The sequence below is a fragment of the Oceanococcus atlanticus genome (assembly GCF_002088235.1).
Lineage (GTDB): Bacteria > Pseudomonadota > Gammaproteobacteria > Nevskiales > Oceanococcaceae > Oceanococcus > Oceanococcus atlanticus.
The window spans coordinates 342639-359743 of sequence record NZ_AQQV01000003.1; the positions used below are offsets into that span (position 1 = coordinate 342639).

At 60.0% G+C, this 17105-nt stretch carries 17 protein-coding genes and 1 tRNA gene; 4 read left to right on the top strand and 14 right to left on the bottom strand.

Annotation, left to right across the window (positions count from 1 at the left end; genetic code table 11):
- Positions 1-6 precede the first annotated feature (6 nt).
- The 5 genes from ATO7_RS12555 to ATO7_RS12575 all read right to left on the bottom strand — a co-directional run bounded on the left by ATO7_RS12555 (position 7) and on the right by ATO7_RS12575 (position 6552).
- Positions 7-708, bottom strand: a complete 702-nt coding sequence (locus ATO7_RS12555) for a DUF2334 domain-containing protein (RefSeq protein ID WP_158523203.1) — start codon at positions 706-708, stop codon at positions 7-9.
- Entirely contained in the window at positions 705-1850 is a 1146-nt protein-coding gene (locus tag ATO7_RS12560) for a glycosyltransferase (RefSeq protein WP_083562196.1), read from the bottom strand. Before ATO7_RS12560 ends, ATO7_RS12555 begins: the two co-directional genes overlap by 4 nt.
- A gap of 2 nt (positions 1851-1852) precedes the next feature.
- Positions 1853-3007 (bottom strand): sulfotransferase, encoded by a 1155-nt coding sequence (locus ATO7_RS12565; protein ID WP_083562198.1) that lies wholly within the window; start codon positions 3005-3007, stop codon positions 1853-1855.
- A 71-nt stretch (positions 3008-3078) separates the two neighbouring features.
- The gene (locus ATO7_RS12570) at positions 3079-3975 is read right to left on the bottom strand and encodes an alpha/beta hydrolase (RefSeq protein WP_083562200.1); all 897 of its coding nucleotides are present in this window, start codon (positions 3973-3975) and stop codon (positions 3079-3081) included.
- Between the two features lie 57 nt (positions 3976-4032).
- The gene (locus tag ATO7_RS12575; RefSeq protein ID WP_146680335.1) at positions 4033-6552 is read right to left on the bottom strand and encodes a c-type cytochrome; all 2520 of its coding nucleotides are present in this window, start codon (positions 6550-6552) and stop codon (positions 4033-4035) included.
- An 88-nt stretch (positions 6553-6640) separates the two neighbouring features.
- Here ATO7_RS12575 and ATO7_RS12580 point away from each other — a divergent pair, with 88 nt between their 5' ends.
- Genes ATO7_RS12580 through ATO7_RS12595 form a run of 4 tightly spaced genes read left to right on the top strand, consistent with a single transcriptional unit; the run spans position 6641 to position 10534 of the window.
- Positions 6641-7279, top strand: coding sequence for a TetR/AcrR family transcriptional regulator (locus ATO7_RS12580; protein ID WP_083562204.1), 639 nt, complete (start codon positions 6641-6643; stop codon positions 7277-7279).
- Between the two features lie 45 nt (positions 7280-7324).
- Complete coding sequence (locus tag ATO7_RS12585; RefSeq protein WP_083562206.1) at positions 7325-9028, top strand: AMP-binding protein; 1704 nt, start codon at positions 7325-7327, stop codon at positions 9026-9028.
- A 31-nt stretch (positions 9029-9059) separates the two neighbouring features.
- Positions 9060-9287, top strand: a complete 228-nt coding sequence (locus ATO7_RS12590; protein ID WP_083562208.1) for a DUF4266 domain-containing protein — start codon at positions 9060-9062, stop codon at positions 9285-9287.
- Entirely contained in the window at positions 9287-10534 is a 1248-nt protein-coding gene (locus ATO7_RS12595; protein ID WP_158523204.1) for a DUF3570 domain-containing protein, read from the top strand. Before ATO7_RS12590 ends, ATO7_RS12595 begins: the two co-directional genes overlap by 1 nt.
- Here ATO7_RS12595 and ATO7_RS12600 read toward each other — a convergent pair.
- The 9 genes from ATO7_RS12600 to infC all read right to left on the bottom strand — a co-directional run bounded on the left by ATO7_RS12600 (position 10531) and on the right by infC (position 17090).
- Positions 10531-11535 carry an AraC family transcriptional regulator gene (locus ATO7_RS12600; RefSeq protein ID WP_083562212.1) on the bottom strand — a complete coding sequence of 335 codons (1005 nt, stop codon included), beginning with the start codon at positions 11533-11535 and terminating at the stop codon, positions 10531-10533. The genes ATO7_RS12595 and ATO7_RS12600 overlap by 4 nt on opposite strands.
- Positions 11536-11634: 99 nt before the next feature.
- Positions 11635-11711 (bottom strand) — tRNA-Pro (locus ATO7_RS12605).
- A gap of 33 nt (positions 11712-11744) precedes the next feature.
- Entirely contained in the window at positions 11745-12116 is a 372-nt protein-coding gene (locus ATO7_RS12610; protein WP_083562214.1) for a MerR family transcriptional regulator, read from the bottom strand.
- Entirely contained in the window at positions 12088-12399 is a 312-nt protein-coding gene (locus ATO7_RS12615; RefSeq protein WP_083562216.1) for an integration host factor subunit alpha, read from the bottom strand. The genes ATO7_RS12610 and ATO7_RS12615 overlap by 29 nt, the downstream gene beginning before the upstream one ends.
- A 1-nt stretch (position 12400) precedes the next feature.
- Positions 12401-14770, bottom strand: coding sequence for a phenylalanine--tRNA ligase subunit beta (pheT, locus tag ATO7_RS12620; RefSeq protein WP_083562218.1), 2370 nt, complete (start codon positions 14768-14770; stop codon positions 12401-12403).
- Positions 14771-14776: 6 nt separating this feature from the next.
- Complete coding sequence (pheS, locus tag ATO7_RS12625) at positions 14777-15790, bottom strand: phenylalanine--tRNA ligase subunit alpha (RefSeq protein WP_083562220.1); 1014 nt, start codon at positions 15788-15790, stop codon at positions 14777-14779.
- 102 nt (positions 15791-15892) lie between these two features.
- The gene (gene rplT, locus ATO7_RS12630; RefSeq protein WP_083562222.1) at positions 15893-16246 is read right to left on the bottom strand and encodes a 50S ribosomal protein L20; all 354 of its coding nucleotides are present in this window, start codon (positions 16244-16246) and stop codon (positions 15893-15895) included.
- 103 nt (positions 16247-16349) lie between these two features.
- On the bottom strand, positions 16350-16544 hold the full coding sequence (gene rpmI / locus ATO7_RS12635) for a 50S ribosomal protein L35 (RefSeq protein ID WP_083562224.1): 195 nt from the start codon (positions 16542-16544) through the stop codon (positions 16350-16352).
- Between the two features lie 27 nt (positions 16545-16571).
- Positions 16572-17090, bottom strand: a complete 519-nt coding sequence (infC, locus tag ATO7_RS12640) for a translation initiation factor IF-3 (RefSeq protein WP_083562226.1) — start codon at positions 17088-17090, stop codon at positions 16572-16574.
- Positions 17091-17105: the final 15 nt, after the last annotated feature.

Here is a 17105-nt window from a genome sequence, read left to right on the forward strand (position 1 = left end):
CGGTGGCTAAAGCGCAGGGCGTGTCGCGCCGATCTGCGCCATCAGTGCGCGCAAATCCTTGCCGAGGCGCAGCTGCAGGTCCTGCGGGTGTATGGCAATGCGCAAGGGCAGATGCCCTACCTGGGCCAGTGCCAACTGGGTGCGATTCCAGGCCCGCAGTGCATGTTCGCGGAGACTGGTGTCCGCTTCGAAGCCTAGCAGGGCCTGGTGTTCGAGCCGACCCTGGTCCACACACAATTCACCGCGGGTGATTTCGACACGTCGATAGCCCGTGCTCTTCAGCTCCGCGAAGGCGATCTGACCCAAAGCCCATGCGGGGGGTACGTAAACCTGAGGCTTACCCAGTTCCTGATCGACAAACCATTGGGCGGCATCGCGCATAAGCTGGCCGATTTCGTTTGCATCCAGCGCCAGATGCTCCGCTACGTCGCGCGACACCAAAGCGGCATGCACGCGATGGCGCCAACCTCGAATCTGCCGTGCGCGGTGAAACCAGCCATGTGCGGCCAACTCGTGACCGCTGGCTTGCCAGTCTCGCAGCACCGCAATCTGGTCGGCTGTCCAGCGCTGTCCTGGCACAACCAGAAGCCGGACGTTGCCCAGCGCATGTCTATCCACCAGGCTCAAAATATCAGCCACCTGGCGCAAGGTGTGCGGCATCACATCATGAATGGACAGTCGGGTATCAAGGCGGATCGGCGCGCTCATGTGAGGTGACGACGGACCAAGGTGATCCATTGTTCAACCGTTTCCTGATTGAGCCGTTCGGCCGCCTCGCGGGCCTGTCGGGCGCGCGTCTGCCATTGGCTGGCCGGCAACGCTTGCACCCGACGTAAGGCGCTGGTCACGCTCTCATCACGGGTTTGTACTAACAAACCGTCACGCAGTTTGGGCCAGTCATGTATGCCCGCGCCTTCGGCGACCAGTGCAGGGCGCCCCCGGGCCATGGCTTCCAGCGCGATGGTGCCAAAGGTTTCCAATGCCGATGGCAGGACCAGAAGATCGCACTCATCCATCAACGCGCGCAGTTCCGGACGGCTCAGCCAACCCCAGAACTGGACATTGGGCAGATCACGCGCCTGACGCTCCAGCTTGCGGCGCAGGGGGCCGTCGCCGGCGATGGAAAACTGAATGTGCGGTAGCTGTCGCGCGGCCGCCACCACGTCCGCGACATTTTTCTCCGGTGCAAGGCGTCCGGCAAACAGCACGTGGCGCAGGCTGGCGCGATGGGCCAGGCGCGGCACGTCGAGAAAACACGGCGCGAGCGGCGTGCCCATCACATCGGTCTGGCGTGCACCAAGCCGCTCGACCGTTTCTATCAGCGCACGGTTGTGAACCATCACGCTACGGCTATGACGGCACAGTACGCTGTTGGTCAGCGTCAGGTAGCCATTGGCGACACGGCGCGAAAGCGGGTTCCAGTAAAGCCGGGAAAGCTCTTCGAACTGGGTGTGAAACGCGCTTAGAAAGCTGCAGCCAAAACGCTTGGCCAAGGACAGGCCGAGCAAACCAAAGGGCCCCGGTGTGATGGCAATCACCACATCGGGCTGCTGGGCGGCAAACTGTGCCCACAATTTAGGCACATTGGGAGTGAGCAGTTTTTGCGTGGGATCACCGGGCAGCGGCAGCGCCATCTGCAAACGCTTTTTCAGATGGGGTTGGTACAGATCGGCCACAACACCGTGCGCGCGCAGGTGGTGGCACAGATCCTGGTAGTAGCTGCCGGCGCCGTTGCGTTCGGGCAGTGCGTCGGAAAAAAAAGCAATGCGCAAAGGACGCTGTACGCGGGCGCTGGCATGTTGAACCAGTCCCAGCGCCGGGGATGCGGGCAGGGCAAGAGGAGAGTCCATGATCAAGAGGCCTTGTTCTGCGACGGGTAGGTGGCGGCTTTGAGTGCTTGATAAGCACGATGTGTTTCGGCATCGGCGCGCAGTTTTTTGGCGTGCTGATGTGGGCTAGACGTGGCCGACGTGGCAGCGCATTGCGCTTCGAGCTGGATGAGTAACTCCGCGTCCAATGGCAGCGCCAACTCGCGCGCTAGACGGGCGATCTCAGCCGGGCCATCAAGGCGCAGCGCATCCATGTCAACCACGCTGCTGCGCGTGCCATAGCGCTGCATATGCTCAAGCAGATGTTGATATTGCTCGCGGTACATTCGGGCAAAGCGTTGCTGAATCAATCGCTCATCAGGATCGACACCGAACAGCGCCTGGCCCTCGCGGATGGCACTGAGTTGAGAGCTCAAACCGGCATCGGGATCGCGGATGCACAGCACGAAACGCGCATCGGGAAACAGTTTGGCCAACGGCTGTGCCCAGGCGCCGAATGCGGCGTTTTTGGACAGCAAACGACGCGGGTCCTGATACAGATGTTTTTGCAACATGCGGCGGTAGAAGGTGAGCAGCTCTTCGCGCTCAGCATCGGGCATGCCGCCTGGACGCGTTAAGCCCCACACGGATTCGCTGTAGGGAAACGCCAGCACCGCCAGAAAACAACCAGCGGCGGGAAGCAGGGTGAGATAGTCCTCTTCGGCCGCATCCAGGCCTATCTCATGGATATCGTCCAGCGAACCGGCCAGGCTCCGGGTGAGATAGGAAAGGGCGCGCGAGGCCAAGCCGCCCAAACGCTGATCGGCTCGGCTCAGCGCATCAATCAGCCGGCGCTGTGAGATCGATGGCGCCAGGACCGCCTGCCACAAACTGAAGGTCGACCATTGGCTCTGATCACGCGCCAGCGTGCGGTGTAAAAAGGTGGTGCCGCTGCGCGGTAACCCGAGGATGAACACGGGCTGTTCGATGTCGACATCACGATATTCGGCAAACAGCAGCTCATCCAGCGCAAAGCCGAGCCAGTGGGTCGCCTGCAGCAGCAGATACGGCGGCACACCCACGGCCAGCGCGGCAACGCGGCGGGCCGAAAGCGGGGCGCCCGGATGCTGACCGGGCCGGATGGCGCGCGCCAGCCAATCGGCGTGGGCGCGCAGACTGCGCTGAGCGTTGGCCTTCATGGGCGCGCATGTTGGCCCCGCGATGTTTCAGGCAGATGACGGCCGCACACAGCCGTCATCGCAACGACATGCTATTGACGCAATGCCGCAGGCAGATGCTTAACGATCCATTCGAAATCGCGCCGGGCTTCGGGCAAGAACGGCACTAACGTGGGCCAAATGTGCAGCAGACCATCGCGCTCAAGCAGTTCTACTGCGACGCCGCCGGATCGGGCCTGGGCAACCAATTTGACAGTATGGTCATACAGGCATTCGTCGCGACTCACGGTGATGACCAGCGGTGCACAGTTGCTCAGATCGGCCAACGCCGGTGAGGCCCGTGGATCGAGGCGACTGGCCTGTGTGGGCGTGTAGGCCATGCGGAAATGATCGATCAGGGTTTCGCTCAGCATCGGATCAATGCGGTCGTGACGCGCATGGCTGCCGCCTTCAAGGCTCATGTCGGTGGCCGGCGACAGCGCCAGGCAGGCGCAGGGCTGGGGCAAGCCCGAATCGCGTGCGCCAATCAAAAGGCTCAGCGACAGAGAGCCACCGGCCGAATCCCCGCCCACCAGGATCGATTCGGCTGGCACCCCGTCAGCAAGCAGGGCGCGATAAACCGCCAGTACGTCATCCGGGGCGGCGGGGAAAGGGTGTTCCGGGGCAAGCCGGTAACGCGGCAGGATGACTCGCGCATTGATCCGCTGGGCGAGTCGGCTGCAGAAGTTGTAGTAGGTTTCCGGCATGCCGGCGACATAGCCGCCGCCGTGGATATAAATCAGCGTGCGTGTGGTGTTGTCAGCCTCCAGGGTGGCGCACGGCACGCCACCCACATCGCTTTTTCCGATGCGGTAACCCGGCGCCAGACGCAAGGGCAAGGCCGGGCGCACCACTTTGCGAAAATGCGCCACCGAATCGGACAGCTGGGCCGGGCGACGTTTGATGGTGATCTTGGACAGTGTCCGGAAAATATGCAGCCGCAGGCTCATGAAAACGGTCTTGTTGTGGGCTCAGCCCTGCATCTTAGCCCACTGACCTGGTGCGGGTTAAAGCGTTTTCAGGTATTCGATCAAAGCACGGCGCTCGGCGTCGCTGAGCACGGCCGTGAAGGCGTGCCCGGTGTTGTCCTGCGAGTACAGATTGGTGTTGTAGACCTTGCGGTTCTCAATTTGCTGATCGGTCAAAGGCATGACGTTGAGCTCGTCCAGCGAAAGATTCCAGCTCAGGGCGATGTTCGAGTAAAGGAAATCAAGCAGCGGCTGCAACGGCGACTCCTGGGCATCGCCGGTCAGATTAACCGGTAGCGGATTGCAGCTGAGCAGCGGTGCGCTTTGGACCGCATCCTGCAGGCAGTCTAGTTCGGTGTATTTCCAGCCCAGCCGTTGATGATCGTAGGCACGTTCAAGGTCGGTATCAAATCCGCTGACCACCCGGCCTTCAAGTCCGGGGGGCGGCGGTGCCGATTGGCGTACCCAGATATCCGGACGCTCGCTGGCTGGGTCGAGCACGCCCCACACATTGGGCACCGAGGCGTTGTGGAAATAGGGTGCCGATGCCCATACGCCATACAGCGGCGGTGCCAGCATTACCGGCGTGTTGTCCGGGGTATGACCAGCCGCGCCTATGCCACAGGCCAGAAAAACGTTGTAGTCAAAAGCCGTTTCGGTGGAGCCATCGGCATTGCGCAAGGACTGCATGGCCTCGGCATAGGCCGGGTCGGTGCCGATGGTGGTCAGCGCTGTGATGTTGGCCGCCACACCTTCCAGGCGTGGATCGGGCAGAAAGGCGGGATCGTTGACGAAGCGCGGTGCGTATGCGCCATGACAGCTGGCGCAGGAACCGTTGCCGCGGTTTTGCGGTGCTGGCACCGGGTTGTCGAGCGAGTCGGCCCACAGATCTTTGGCGTGAAACAGCACCGCACCCTGTTGCGCCAGTGCTTCATCAATGGGGCCGGGGTAGGCCGGCGCCTTGAGCGACTCGGCCCAGATCTGGAAGGCATAGGCCGACTCATCAACCCAGGCCACCGCATCCGATGGACCACCAATCAGTGGATAGTAGGCCGCCATGTCGATGCGTGCCGAATCCATAGGCAGCACCGCGCCATGAAATTTCTGCGGGCGCGAGCCCATGTTCCACCACGGCGGACTTTTGATGTTGCCAATCGCCTGACTGAGCAGAATCTTGGTGTTGCTGAATTCCTGCGGGTTGCCATTGTTAAAGGCGATGAAACCGACCTGAAATTGATCAATGGCGCCGGTGCCGCGATTGGCTGCAATGGTCAGCGGCACACCCGACAACAGGCCGAAGGGCAACGCGCCAACACTAGCGAAATCGCGAAATGCTACGGTGAAATCGCCAATCGTCCCGGCACCGCCGTAAACCACCTGGCTGGCTTCGCCCTGGCCCTGAATTTGGCCGTCATGACAGAACGAGCACAGCTTCACCCCGATGGTGCCAGTCCAGTTGCCATCGTTGTCGCGCAGCTGGGTCAGCCCGATGGGCAGCTGCCCGCTGCCGCCGTTGTGATCGTTGGGGTCTTCGCCGGCAAGCGGGTAGGGATTGGGTGCCTGGCCCAGCGGAGAGCCGTAACGCTGTGCAACCAGCTCATCAAAATTGCTTGGCCGCGACAACGGCGGCTGAGCGTAACCGGTCCAGCTGCGCCACAGGTTATTGTATTGATCTGCACTGAGCGTCCAGAGCGAAGCTTCGCTGTTATATGAAGTCGGATCCAGGGGGTTGATGCCGCTGCGCGCATCACCGCTGAACATGTGCGCGGTACCGGGCTGGCCCTGGCCGCGTCCGATCAGCTCACCCTTGGCGTACAGCTGCCGGTATTCGCCGCAGGTATTTGGCCGACGTGCCTCGTTGATGCTGCAATCCATCCAGGGTGTGTTGAATACCACGGCGCCGGCCAGTTCGCTGCCCCGCTGAATCAGTGTGCGGGGATCGGCGGGCAGCGCGGTGTCATCCGGCGCGCCCTCGCAGACCTCGGCCCATAGATGGCCACCACGCTTGCTTCCGAGCAGGCCAAGATTGTCGCTGCCACTGTTGCCTGGCGTGGTCGATTCACCGCATTGCGATGCATCATCCCAGCAGGCCAGCAGATCGCGCACGGCGTTGTAGGCAGCTGAATCCACCGGCCACAGATTATCGCCACCAGAATGTGAACGCTCGCCGCTGCCTGACGGCATGGTCATGATCAGATTGCTCTCGACACCGCGCCCCATCTCATCCCAGCCGGCATAGATGCGTGCGTAATCATCTTCGCCGTCGCTGGACAGCATCAGGCGGCGACCGTCATCGACATCCGCCACGCCGCCGGGCACGTGGCATACGCGACATATCTCGAAATGCTCCTGGGCGCGTTCAAAGCGGGCTTGCGCATTGCCCCCGCCAGGGCTCGGCGAGGCACTCGGTGCTGGGGAAGATGACCCTGCACTGGGCACCTCACCGGAGTACTGGCCGCCTCCGCAGGCGCCAAGCAAAGTGCCCACAATGACAACAGCTGGTGATATACGAAACGAAACCATGATCAGACGATCCTGAGGGTGCAAACGGTTATGCATTGATGATCTGCAGGCGATAAGATTCAGACTGGATCATAAGCATGAACTGACATTAGTCAAATAAGGCTCTTATCGCTATGATGCCCGCATGAATGCGTTGACGCCTCCCGTTCTCGACCCCGCGGCCGTTGCCAAAGTGCCAACCCAGAATCGGGCCAAACTGCGCTTTGAAGCGGTGCTGCTGGAGTCGGAGCGTTTGCTCGCGCAGAGCGGGTTGGAACGCTTCTCCATTCCGGTTCTGGCGGAGCGACTCGATATCACCCGCGGCAGCATCTATGCCTATTTCCCCACTCACTACGCCATTCTCAATGAGCTGGTGGGACGCTATCTGGCGGAAATGGAAACCATGTACCGCAATCAGTACGACGATCTGATTCGCAGCCCACTGATCGAAAGCGTGCGCCGGGTTGTGCATCAGGCGGTCGAGTACCACAACAACCGACCGGTCGCCCGTCTGCTCATGCTGGGCGGGGCGGTCACCGATGCCAGCTATCGCGCCCAGGAAATGCTTCTGGCCCGACTCGGGCACATGGGGCGCGAGATCTGGGAGCAGCACGAAGGCAGCCAAGGCATACCCGAAGATGTCGACATCTTTACCGTGTCTGTGGATCTTGCGGTGGCCTGCTTCCGGCGCTCGGTGTTCCAGTTTGGCGAAATCACGCCGGCGTATCGCGATGCCGCGATCCGCGCCATGTACGGTTTTCTGGAGGCCTATCTGGACCCGTAATACGAGGCTCCGGGCCGCTTTTTAATTTCAACGGATGTCACCAGCATGACTGAATTGCAACAAGAACAATCACCGTTGGCCAGGCTCTACCACTGGGAGACACAGGCAGCGCAGGACGTTCATTTCGTCCAGCCGGTGGGGCAAGGCAAAGTTGAGGAAATCACTTGGCAGCAGGCCATGGACCAGGCGCGCCGTGTTGCCGCCTATCTGTTGTCACTGGATCTGCCGCCACGCAGCCAGATTGCATTGCTGGGGAAAAACTCGGCGCACTGGCTGATCTCGGACTGGGCCATCTGGATGGCCGGCCACGTCAGCGTGCCGCTTTACCCCACACTCAACGCGGATACGGTCGGCTACATCCTTGAGCACAGCGAGGCACGGGTGCTGATGCTTGGCAAACTGGATGACTGGGACGCCATGAAACCCGGCGTGCCATCCGACATGCCGGTGATCCGTTTGCCGTTGTCGCCGCAGACCGAAGGCCAAAGCTGGGAGGACATCGTGGCGCAGACGGCGCCGCTGAGTGGCCAACCCGATCGTGACCTGGATGAACTGGCCACCATCGTCTACACCTCGGGCAGCACCGGACGGCCGAAAGGCGTGATGCAGAGCTTTCGTTCATTCCAGGTCTGTGCGCTGCGCATGGCAGAACAATTCGAAGTGTTCGGCGTTGGCGCGGTCAGCCCCAACGACCGCATGCTGTCGTACCTGCCATTGGCCCACGTGGCCGAACGTCTGGTTGTGGGCAACAACTCCAATTATTTTGGCATGCAGGTGTTTTTCGCTGAGTCGCTGGACACCTTCCTCACTGACCTGCAGCGCGCGCGACCGACCATCTTCTTCTCGGTGCCGCGTCTGTGGACCAAGTTTCACCTCGGGGTGTGCGACAAGCTGCCGCTGAAGAAACAGAAAATCCTGTTCAACATCCCGTTGCTCGGCAAAAAGCTCAAACGCAAGGTCCTGGAGGGCCTGGGGCTGGCCGAGGTGCGTATGGCGGTGACCGGGGCGGCGCCGCTGCCGCCAGCCATTATCGACTGGTATCGCGGTCTCGGCCTGGAGCTGCTTGAAGCTTACGGCATGAGTGAAAACATGGCGTATTCGCATTTCACGCGGCCTGGGCAGGCGCGTACCGGGTATGTCGGCCACGCCAATCCCGGGGTGGAGTGCCGTATCGATGCGCAGACCGGTGAAGTGCTGGTCAAGAGCCCGGGGCAGATGATGGGCTACTACAAGAACCCGGAAGCGACGGCGCAAAGTTACACCGAAGACGGCTATTTCAAGACTGGCGACATGGGCGAGCTGGACGATCAGGGCCGCCTGCGGATCACCGGGCGAGTCAAGGATCTGTTCAAGACCTCCAAGGGCAAGTACGTGGCCCCGGTGCCCATCGAAAACAAGATGGGTGCACATCCGCGCATCGAGGTGATCTGCGTGTGTGGTGAAAATCAACCCCAGACACATGGACTGGTGCTGTTGTCGGAAGACACGCGCAATGAACTGGCCAGCGGCGCACTTGAGCGCAAAACGGTCGAGGACGATTTACTCGCCCATATGGAGCGGGTCAACAGCAGCCTCGATCCGCATGAACAAATGGCTTTTTTGGTCTTCGTGCGTGAACCTTGGACGATCGAAAATGGACTGCTGACGCCGACCATGAAAATCAAGCGCAATGTGATCGAACAAACCTACGAGCCCATGGTTGCGCAATGGAGCCAGTCCAATCAGCGCGCAATCTGGGAAGCGCAATAAGGCAATGATGAGCCGCAAGGGAGACCGGCACATGAAGCAAATCTATGCCCTGGGCACCGCCGTGGTTGTGCTGAGCTTTTTGGCTGGCTGCAGCACGCAGCCGGTCAAAGCCTGGCAGCGCGGCGATCTGGCCCGTCCGGACATGCAATGGGATGCGGCCCTGGTGCGCGAGGCGGAAATCCGCGATCACACCTATGTCAGCAAGGAAGCCGCATCGATGGGGCCGGCCCTGGGTGGCGGCGGCTGCGGGTGCAACTGATGACTCGCTTGAAGACCACACCGTCGCTCGCCGCGTTGACCGGCGCACTCGCAGCCCTGCCGGCCTATGCTCAATCTGAGGCCGACAACACGCGCGTGGGCTACCGCTACAGTCATTACAGCGAAGCCGACCTGCCGGCAGCGCGCGCAGCTGGTGGAGGCGCCAGCGAACGCTACGAAATTCGCTCGCACCAGATCGACCTTGCGCAGCGCCTCAATGCCAGCTGGACATTGGATGCCGGGTTGATGATCGAGACCATGTCAGGCGCGAGTCCGTGGTTTGTCATGCCCGGCGCACAGAACGGTGCGCCGGTTCAGGTCATGTCGGGGGCGAGCATCACCGAGGAGCGCTACGCGCTCAATCTGAAAGCCCAACGTGACGATCAGGGCATGCGCCGCTGGGCGGCGCAGCTCGGCGCGTCGGACGAGGATGACTACAACTCCGTATCGGCAGGCGTGAGCATGGAGCTGGACACCGATCAGCGCCGCCGCACCTGGTCGGCCGGCGTGGGCTTTTCCGACGACACCCTCAAACCAACCGACGGTGGCAGCGCGACCTATCCCGAACGTATCGTGCGGGCCAGCAAGCAGAGCTGGTCGGCATTTGCCGGTGTCAGCCAAATCCTGAGCCCGCAGACCGTGGCCCAGCTCAGCCTGGCCTATGGCTACGACGACGGTTTTCTATCCGATCCCTACAAGCTGGTGTTTGTGAATGGCCAAACCGAGGCTGATCGGCGACCAGATGAGCGTCATCAATGGGCCTTCAGCGCACGGGTTCGGCATTATCTGGCCAGCATGCGCAGCGTCTTGCGGGCGGACTGGCGTCATTTTCGCGATGATTGGGACATCCACTCAGACACCGTCGAGCTGGGCGCCTGGCAGCGTCTTACAGCACGCCTGCGTCTGGGCTTGTCGGCACGCTGGTACCGGCAAAGTCAGGCCGAGTTTTACGCCCCGTATTTCGAGCAGACACCGCAAAATGGCCTGATCAGCAGCGATTACCGCCTGAGTCCCTACGGCGCTGTGAGCTGGCGCGGTAGCGTGGATTACATCGGTTCGCGCTGGACGGCCAGCCTGGCCATTGAAAGCTACGACAGCGACGAGGACTACGCCTTGCGCACGGTTCGGGTGGCCAATCCCGGCTTGGTCGATTTCAGCGTGATCAGCCTGGCGTTCAGTTACAGCTTCGGCCAATCGCCAGTGGCGCCCGCCACATCCGAGGTGCAAATGGTCCCGCTGACACCCTAAAGCTTGCGATAACCAAGCGGTGTCACGCCGGTCCAATCCTTGAACGCGCGGATGAACGCACTGGATTCCGAATAACCTATGGTTTCGGCGATCTGCTCAATGCTGTAACCGGATTCGCTGAGCAAACTGATGGCAACGTCGCGGCGAGCACGGGTTTTGACCTGGGTGAAGTCCGCGCCCTCCTGATTCAGACGCCGCCAAAATGTCTGCGGGCTGAGCTCCAGTGCGCGAGCCACGTCCTGTGAGCGTGGCATGCCACGCCCATGCTCAAAGCTTTTGAGGATCACCCGTCGGGCTGCGTGACTGACACTGGTGTTGTGTATCGGTGTGAACAGATCACGCGGCGCACGGTGGATGTACGCGGTCAGGCTGCTGAGATCCTGGCGTATCGGCACCTCGAGGTGTTCACGTTTCATGACTAGGGCAATCTCGCGGCTGTCGAAACGCACCGGTGCACTGAAAAAAAGATGACGGTACTCATCCGCCCACTCGGGCGCGGCGTAATCCAGGTCCACACGCTGCAGTGGGATACGTGTGCGCCCCAGCCAGCAGAAATAGCGGTGCGCGGTCATGATCGAACTTTCGATCAGATAGGGTGCGGTGGTCTGCGGGCGCTGCTGGCGGCGCAGGCCGAATGTGACCTGATGCTCGTCGGCTTCAATAAAATGAAACAGATCGGTGGTGAGCAAGTTGGCCGAGCTGGCAAAACAGCGCATAGCTGAAAGCAGATCCGCCTCATGCAGGGTGGAGCGGGTGATCAGCTCGAAGGTGCCGAGGCGCTGCGGGCGCGACATCAGGCCTAGGCACTCATCATCCATCACGCGCATGAGCTGCTGGATCAATTTGACGAAATCATCCAGGGCCACCCGCGCACGCGAGCGTTCCAGCAGGTGAGGGGAAATGCCCGATGATTTGAGGATGCGGTTGACATCAAACCCGGCGCGCCGGGCACCTTCGGTGGCGCTGCGAACAAACGGTACCGCAATGGTGATGTCTTTCATTCCATCATGCTGTCGCACTGGAGTGAAATGTCAACATTCACAAAGGTCGCTAAAAACAGCAGACAATAAAAAAGCGGCTTAAAGCCGCTTTTTTGGGTTTGGTCGGGGAGGCAGGATTTGAACCTGCGACCACCTGCACCCCATGCAGGTACGCTACCAGACTGCGCTACACCCCGAAATAGATGCCGCCGCGTCGCGACGGGCGGGCATTATACCTTGGTTAAAGCCAGAATGGCTTCAAGTTCCGAACGAATTGCACTCAATTCGGAGGTTGGTTCGCCAGAAGCAGCGACACCGGGTTTGCCATTTTGCTTGAGCTGCTTGCGCGCACCATCAATGGTAAAGCCCTGCTCGTAGAGCAAACTGCGAATGACGCGGACGATTTCAACATCCTGGTATTGGTAATAACGCCGGTTGCCACGGCGTTTGACCGGTTTGAGCTGCGGGAATTCTTGTTCCCAGTAGCGCAGCACATGCGGTTTAACCAGGCACAATTCGCTGACTTCGCCAATCGCGAAATAGCGCTTCTCAGGAATTTCCGGAAGATCAGTTTCAGTTATTGCCGCTTGAGCGCTGTGCATCTCCGCCTTCCACTTGTGCTCGCAGTTTTTGTCCCGGACGGAAGGTGACGACACGGCGCGCAGAAATCGGAATTTCTTCGCCGGTTTTCGGATTGCGCCCGGGACGCTGATTTTTATCGCGTAATTCGAAGTTGCCAAAGCCGGAAAGCTTGACCGGTTGTCCCGCTTCCAGCGAGGTCTTCACTTCCTCGAAGACCCGGTCAACAAACTCTTTGGCTTCCCGCTTGTTCAGACCGAGCTGGAAGAACAGCGAATCAGCGAGTTCGGATTTAGTAAGCGCCACGCTAGTCCCTGATCTGTGCCCCAAATTCCCGTTCGAGTCCGGACGTCAGCTTCTGTATGGCTGCGTCTACGTCCTCGTCGGTAAGCGTGCGGGAAAAATCCTGAAATATCAAGCCCAAAGCGACGCTCTTGCATCCTTTAGGTAAGGCATCGCCGGTAAATACGTCAAACACGCGAACCTCACGCAGGATATCGCCCGCCTGTTTCTTGACATATTGAATGAGGTTTTCCGCTGCAAGTGTCTGATCGACCAGCAAAGCCAGGTCACGACGCGAACTCGGTGTTGCGGTGATCGGACTGAGCTTGGGCAGCTCCAGCGTGTCTACAACACGACGCTGAATCTCGAAAAGCAAAGGGCTGTGGGGCAGATCCAGGGGCTTTTTCAGGCGTGGATGAATCTCGCCCAGCACACCCACACACTCACCATCCAGCAGCAGACTGGCGCTGCGGCCAGGGTGCAGGGCCGGGTGCGGGTTCTGGTCGGACCATTGCAGGGCTTCGGCCTTGTCGCCCAGCAACGCCGTTACATCGGCCTTCAGGTCGTAGAAGTCGACATTACGCTTGGTGCTGGCCCATTGCTCGGGCTGAGCCAAGCCACTGATCAGACCGGCCACACATTCGATTTCTTCGATGCGGTCATCACGCTTACCGTATTTGCGCCCCAGTTCGAACAGCCGGATGCGCTCCTGTTGGCGTGCCGCATTGTGTTTCCACACGGGAATCAGACTGGCCCACAAGCTGCGGCGCATCTGGGCCATTGCCGCCGACATCGGGTTGTCGAGCATGACCGGCGCCAAGGCGCTGTCACCATTCAGCGCATCGTCGGTGCCGCTGTCGGCGAAACTGAAGCTGACCGCTTCGTGGTAGCCGCGCGCAACCAGCTCGCGGCGTATGCGGCTGGCTGCATCTGCACGTGGTGCGCTCAGGGCCACACCCACGCGACGCTCACGCCCCGGCAGATTGTCGTAGCCATGAATGCGTGCGATCTCTTCAACCAGATCAATGGCCTCGTTCAGATCGTAGCGGTGACTGGGCGGCGTAACCTTGAGCAAAGCGCCGTCGGACGTCACCGTGCATTCCAGCTTGCGCAGAATATCGACCATCGCCTCAGGTGCTACGGGGGAACCCAACAGGGCTTGCACCCGCTGCGCTGAAAGTTCAATCTGCGGCGGCGTCCATGCGGTCGCTTCTTCAATGCTGGCGGGGCCGGCCTGGCCACCGCAGATGCTGATCAGCAGATTGGTCGCACGATCCAGCGCCAGCTCCTGCAGGCTCGGATCCACGCCGCGCTCAAAGCGCTGCAGCGAATCGGAAGAGAGCTTGAAGCGGCGGCCGGTGCCAGCCACTGCTCGCGGTGTGAAGCAGGCGCTCTCGAGCAACACATCGGTGGTTTTCTCATCGACCGAGCTGTCCAACCCGCCCATGGCGCCGGCCAGTGCGACAGGCGCGCGCTTGTCAGCGATCACCAGCGATTGCTCATTGAGTTCGATGGCTTGCTCGTTGAGCAGTGTCAGCGTCTCTCCGGCGCGAGCCCGGCGTACACAGATATCACCCTCAAGCTTGCTCAGATCGAAGGCATGCATGGGCTGCCCCAACTCCATGAGTACGTAGTTGGTCACATCCACCAGCGGATTGATGCTACGCAGTCCGGCACGGCGCAAGCGCTCTGCCATCCATAGCGGGGTGGCCGCCGTGCGATCCAGGCCCCGTACTACACGCCCGGCGTAACGGCGGCAATCTGCCGCGTCTTCAATGCGAATGACTGGTTTGTCCTCAAGGGACACTAGCGGAGCGCTGGCGTCGAACGGGCGCGTCATGTCCACGCCGGTGAGGCAGGCCAGTTCGCGAGCCACACCGCGCACACTGAAGCAATCGCCGCGATTTGGCGTCAGTGCAATGTCCAGAATACTGTCATCCAGTGCCAGCGCATCACTGAGCGCGCTGCCAACCGTCAGTTCCTGTGGCAACTCAATGATTCCGTCGGTCTCATCCATGCCGAGCTCGCCACCGGAACACAGCATGCCGAAGGATTCCTGGCCACGAATCTTGCTTTTCTTGATTTTGAAATCACCCGGCAGGCGCGTTCCGATGGTGGCCAGAGCGACTTTAATGCCGGGCCGCGCATTGGGCGCGCCGCAGACGATTTGCAGCGGCTGATCCTGCCCGGCATCAACTGAGCAGACCTGCAGACGATCAGCATCCGGGTGACGTTCGGCATTGAGGATTTCGGCAACAACCACACCGTCGAGCGCAGGGGCCGCGGGCTCAAGGTCGTCGAGTTCAAGCCCGGCCATGGTCAGCACTTCGCCGGCCTGAGCCGCACTCAACTTGGTTTCGGCCCATTCACTGAGCCATTGATATGAAATTTTCATGGAGATTTACGCCTGTGCAAACGAGCGAAACTGCTTGAGGAACCTCAAATCATTCTCAAAAAACTGACGTAAATCATTGATTCCATAATAAAGCATGGCCATGCGCTCAATCCCGAAGCCGAAGGCGTAGCCGCTGTAATTGTCGGGATCGACACCCGCTTCGCGCAGCACATTGGGATGCACCAGGCCACAACCAGCCACTTCCAACCAGCTGCTTTGGCCGTCGCGCTGGACGAACTCGATATCGACTTCCGCAGAAGGCTCAGTAAAAGGGAAGAAGGAGGGGCGGAATCGAACGCGCACGTCGCGATCGAAGAACGCGTTGAGAAATTCCTCCAGATCGGCGCGCAGGTCGGCAAAACTCACATCGCGTGCCACGTACAAGCCCTCAAGCTGAGTGAACATGGGGCTGTGCGTGCGATCAGAATCGCAACGATAGACCCGCCCAGGGGCCACCACGCGCACGGGTGGCGTGCTGTTCTTGAGGGTACGAACCTGCACCGGCGAGGTATGAGTGCGCAACAAATGCGACTCGCCATCAACATAAAACGTATCGTGCATGGCCCGCGCCGGGTGATCCGGGGGGAAATTCAGGGCCTCGAAGTTGTGATAGTCATCTTCGATTTCCGGGCCTTCGGCCACCGAGAAGCCGGCGCGCTGGAAGATGTCGACCATGCGCTCACGAATCAGGGTCAGCGGATGCACGCCGCCTGCCGATTCACCACGCCCCGGTAGGCTTATGTCGATACGCTCGGATTCCAGCGCTTCGGCCAGCGCTTTCTCCTGCAAGCTGTCGCGCCGCGCATTGATAGCTGCCTGCAAATCCTGCTTGAGGCGGTTGACCTCCTGGCCCAGTGTTTTGCGTTCGTCGGGCGTTGCGTCCTTGAGGCCATGGAGCAGGGCGGTGACTTCGCCTTTTTTGCCCATATAACGGACGCGTAGCTCATCCAGCGCCTTGAGGTCCTGTGCGGCATCAACGGCCGCCAGTGCGCTTTCGCGCAGGCTGTGTGTGTTCGACATGGTGATGAGGTCTGATGGCAAGCAATAAAAAAGGGAAAGACGGCGGGCCGCCTTTCCCTTGTGAACAGCATCGCGGCAGCGCTAAAGCGCAGCGCGGTTTGGTCAGAGTGCGGCTTTGGCTTTTTCGACCAGGCCAGCAAACGCCGCAGCATCATGCAGTGCCAGATCAGCAAGTACCTTGCGATCCAGCTCGATGCCGGCTTTGCTCAAACCATTCATGAATTTGCTGTACGACAGTCCGTTGGCCTTGGAGGCAGCATTGATGCGCACAATCCACAGCGCACGGAACTGGCGTTTTTTCTGACGACGGTCGCGATAAGCATATTGACCGGCCTTGAACACCGCCTGACGGGCGGTTTTATAGGTCCGGCTGCGCGCGCCGTAATAGCCTTTTGCGGCTTTTAAAACTTTCTTGTGCCGCGCTTTGGCGGTCACTCCACGTTTCACTCTGGGCATTTTCTATTTCCTTTGGTGAGGTTGTTGTTAGAAGACGTCAAGGCAATGCCTATGGCCTTGGAGCGTCTTTGCGGGCAAGCCCGCAGCAAATCAGCTGACTGATTTACAGGTTCGGCAACATCTGTTTGACCGCGGCGACGTCGGACTTGCACACCATCGCGTTCTTGTTCAAGTTGCGCACGCGCTTGCGGTTCTTCTTGGTCAGAATGTGCCGCTTATGGCTTTGTGCACGCTTGAAACCGTTGGCCGTTTGGCGAAAGCGTTTGGCTGCGCCACGGTTGGTTTTCATTTTTGGCATTGGACTTCCTAGGGTTTATACGGGACTTCAGGATTTCCTTGGCGCCATCACCATGACCATTTGCCGACCTTCCATCTTCGGCATCTGCTCAACCTGCGCCAATTCATCCAGGTCCTGTTTCACACGTTCAAGGAGTTTCAATCCGATTTCCTGATGGGCCATTTCTCGCCCGCGGAAACGCATTGTCACCTTGATCTTGTCGCCATCCTCCACAAAGGACACTAGGCGACGCAGTTTGGTCTGGTAATCCCCTTCCTCCGTATTCGGACGGAATTTGATCTCCTTGACCTGTATCTGTTTCTGTTTTTTGCGGGCGGCTTGCTGCGTCTTGTTCTTCTGGAACAAGTACTTGCCGTAATCCATCAATTTGCAGACGGGCGGGCGGGCCTGCGGTGCAACTTCCACCAGGTCGAGACCGGCTTCGGCTGCTTTTCCTAACGCCTCTTCCAGTGAAACGACGCCCAACTGCTCTCCGTCGGCACTGACGAGCCGAACCTCCCGTGCGGTGATTTCATTATTCCGCCGGTCGTGTTTTTCTGAGCTGATGCTTTTGACTCCGTA

Bases quoted from the DNA above. Each gene is read 5' to 3' on its own strand.
- ATO7_RS12555 (WP_158523203.1), bottom strand. From the start codon at position 708: ATGAGCGCGCCGATCCGCCTTGATACCCGACTGTCCATTCATGATGTG.
- ATO7_RS12560 (WP_083562196.1), bottom strand. From the start codon at position 1,850: ATGGACTCTCCTCTTGCCCTGCCCGCATCCCCGGCGCTGGGACTGGTT.
- ATO7_RS12565 (WP_083562198.1), bottom strand. From the start codon at position 3,007: ATGAAGGCCAACGCTCAGCGCAGTCTGCGCGCCCACGCCGATTGGCTG.
- ATO7_RS12570 (WP_083562200.1), bottom strand. From the start codon at position 3,975: ATGAGCCTGCGGCTGCATATTTTCCGGACACTGTCCAAGATCACCATC.
- ATO7_RS12575 (WP_146680335.1), bottom strand. From the start codon at position 6,552: ATGCATAACCGTTTGCACCCTCAGGATCGTCTGATCATGGTTTCGTTT.
- ATO7_RS12580 (WP_083562204.1), top strand. From the start codon at position 6,641: ATGAATGCGTTGACGCCTCCCGTTCTCGACCCCGCGGCCGTTGCCAAA.
- ATO7_RS12585 (WP_083562206.1), top strand. From the start codon at position 7,325: ATGACTGAATTGCAACAAGAACAATCACCGTTGGCCAGGCTCTACCAC.
- ATO7_RS12590 (WP_083562208.1), top strand. From the start codon at position 9,060: ATGAAGCAAATCTATGCCCTGGGCACCGCCGTGGTTGTGCTGAGCTTT.
- ATO7_RS12595 (WP_158523204.1), top strand. From the start codon at position 9,287: ATGACTCGCTTGAAGACCACACCGTCGCTCGCCGCGTTGACCGGCGCA.
- ATO7_RS12600 (WP_083562212.1), bottom strand. From the start codon at position 11,535: ATGAAAGACATCACCATTGCGGTACCGTTTGTTCGCAGCGCCACCGAA.
- ATO7_RS12610 (WP_083562214.1), bottom strand. From the start codon at position 12,116: ATGCACAGCGCTCAAGCGGCAATAACTGAAACTGATCTTCCGGAAATT.
- pheT (WP_083562218.1), bottom strand. From the start codon at position 14,770: ATGAAAATTTCATATCAATGGCTCAGTGAATGGGCCGAAACCAAGTTG.
- pheS (WP_083562220.1), bottom strand. From the start codon at position 15,790: ATGTCGAACACACACAGCCTGCGCGAAAGCGCACTGGCGGCCGTTGAT.
- rplT (WP_083562222.1), bottom strand. From the start codon at position 16,246: ATGCCCAGAGTGAAACGTGGAGTGACCGCCAAAGCGCGGCACAAGAAA.
- rpmI (WP_083562224.1), bottom strand. From the start codon at position 16,544: ATGCCAAAAATGAAAACCAACCGTGGCGCAGCCAAACGCTTTCGCCAA.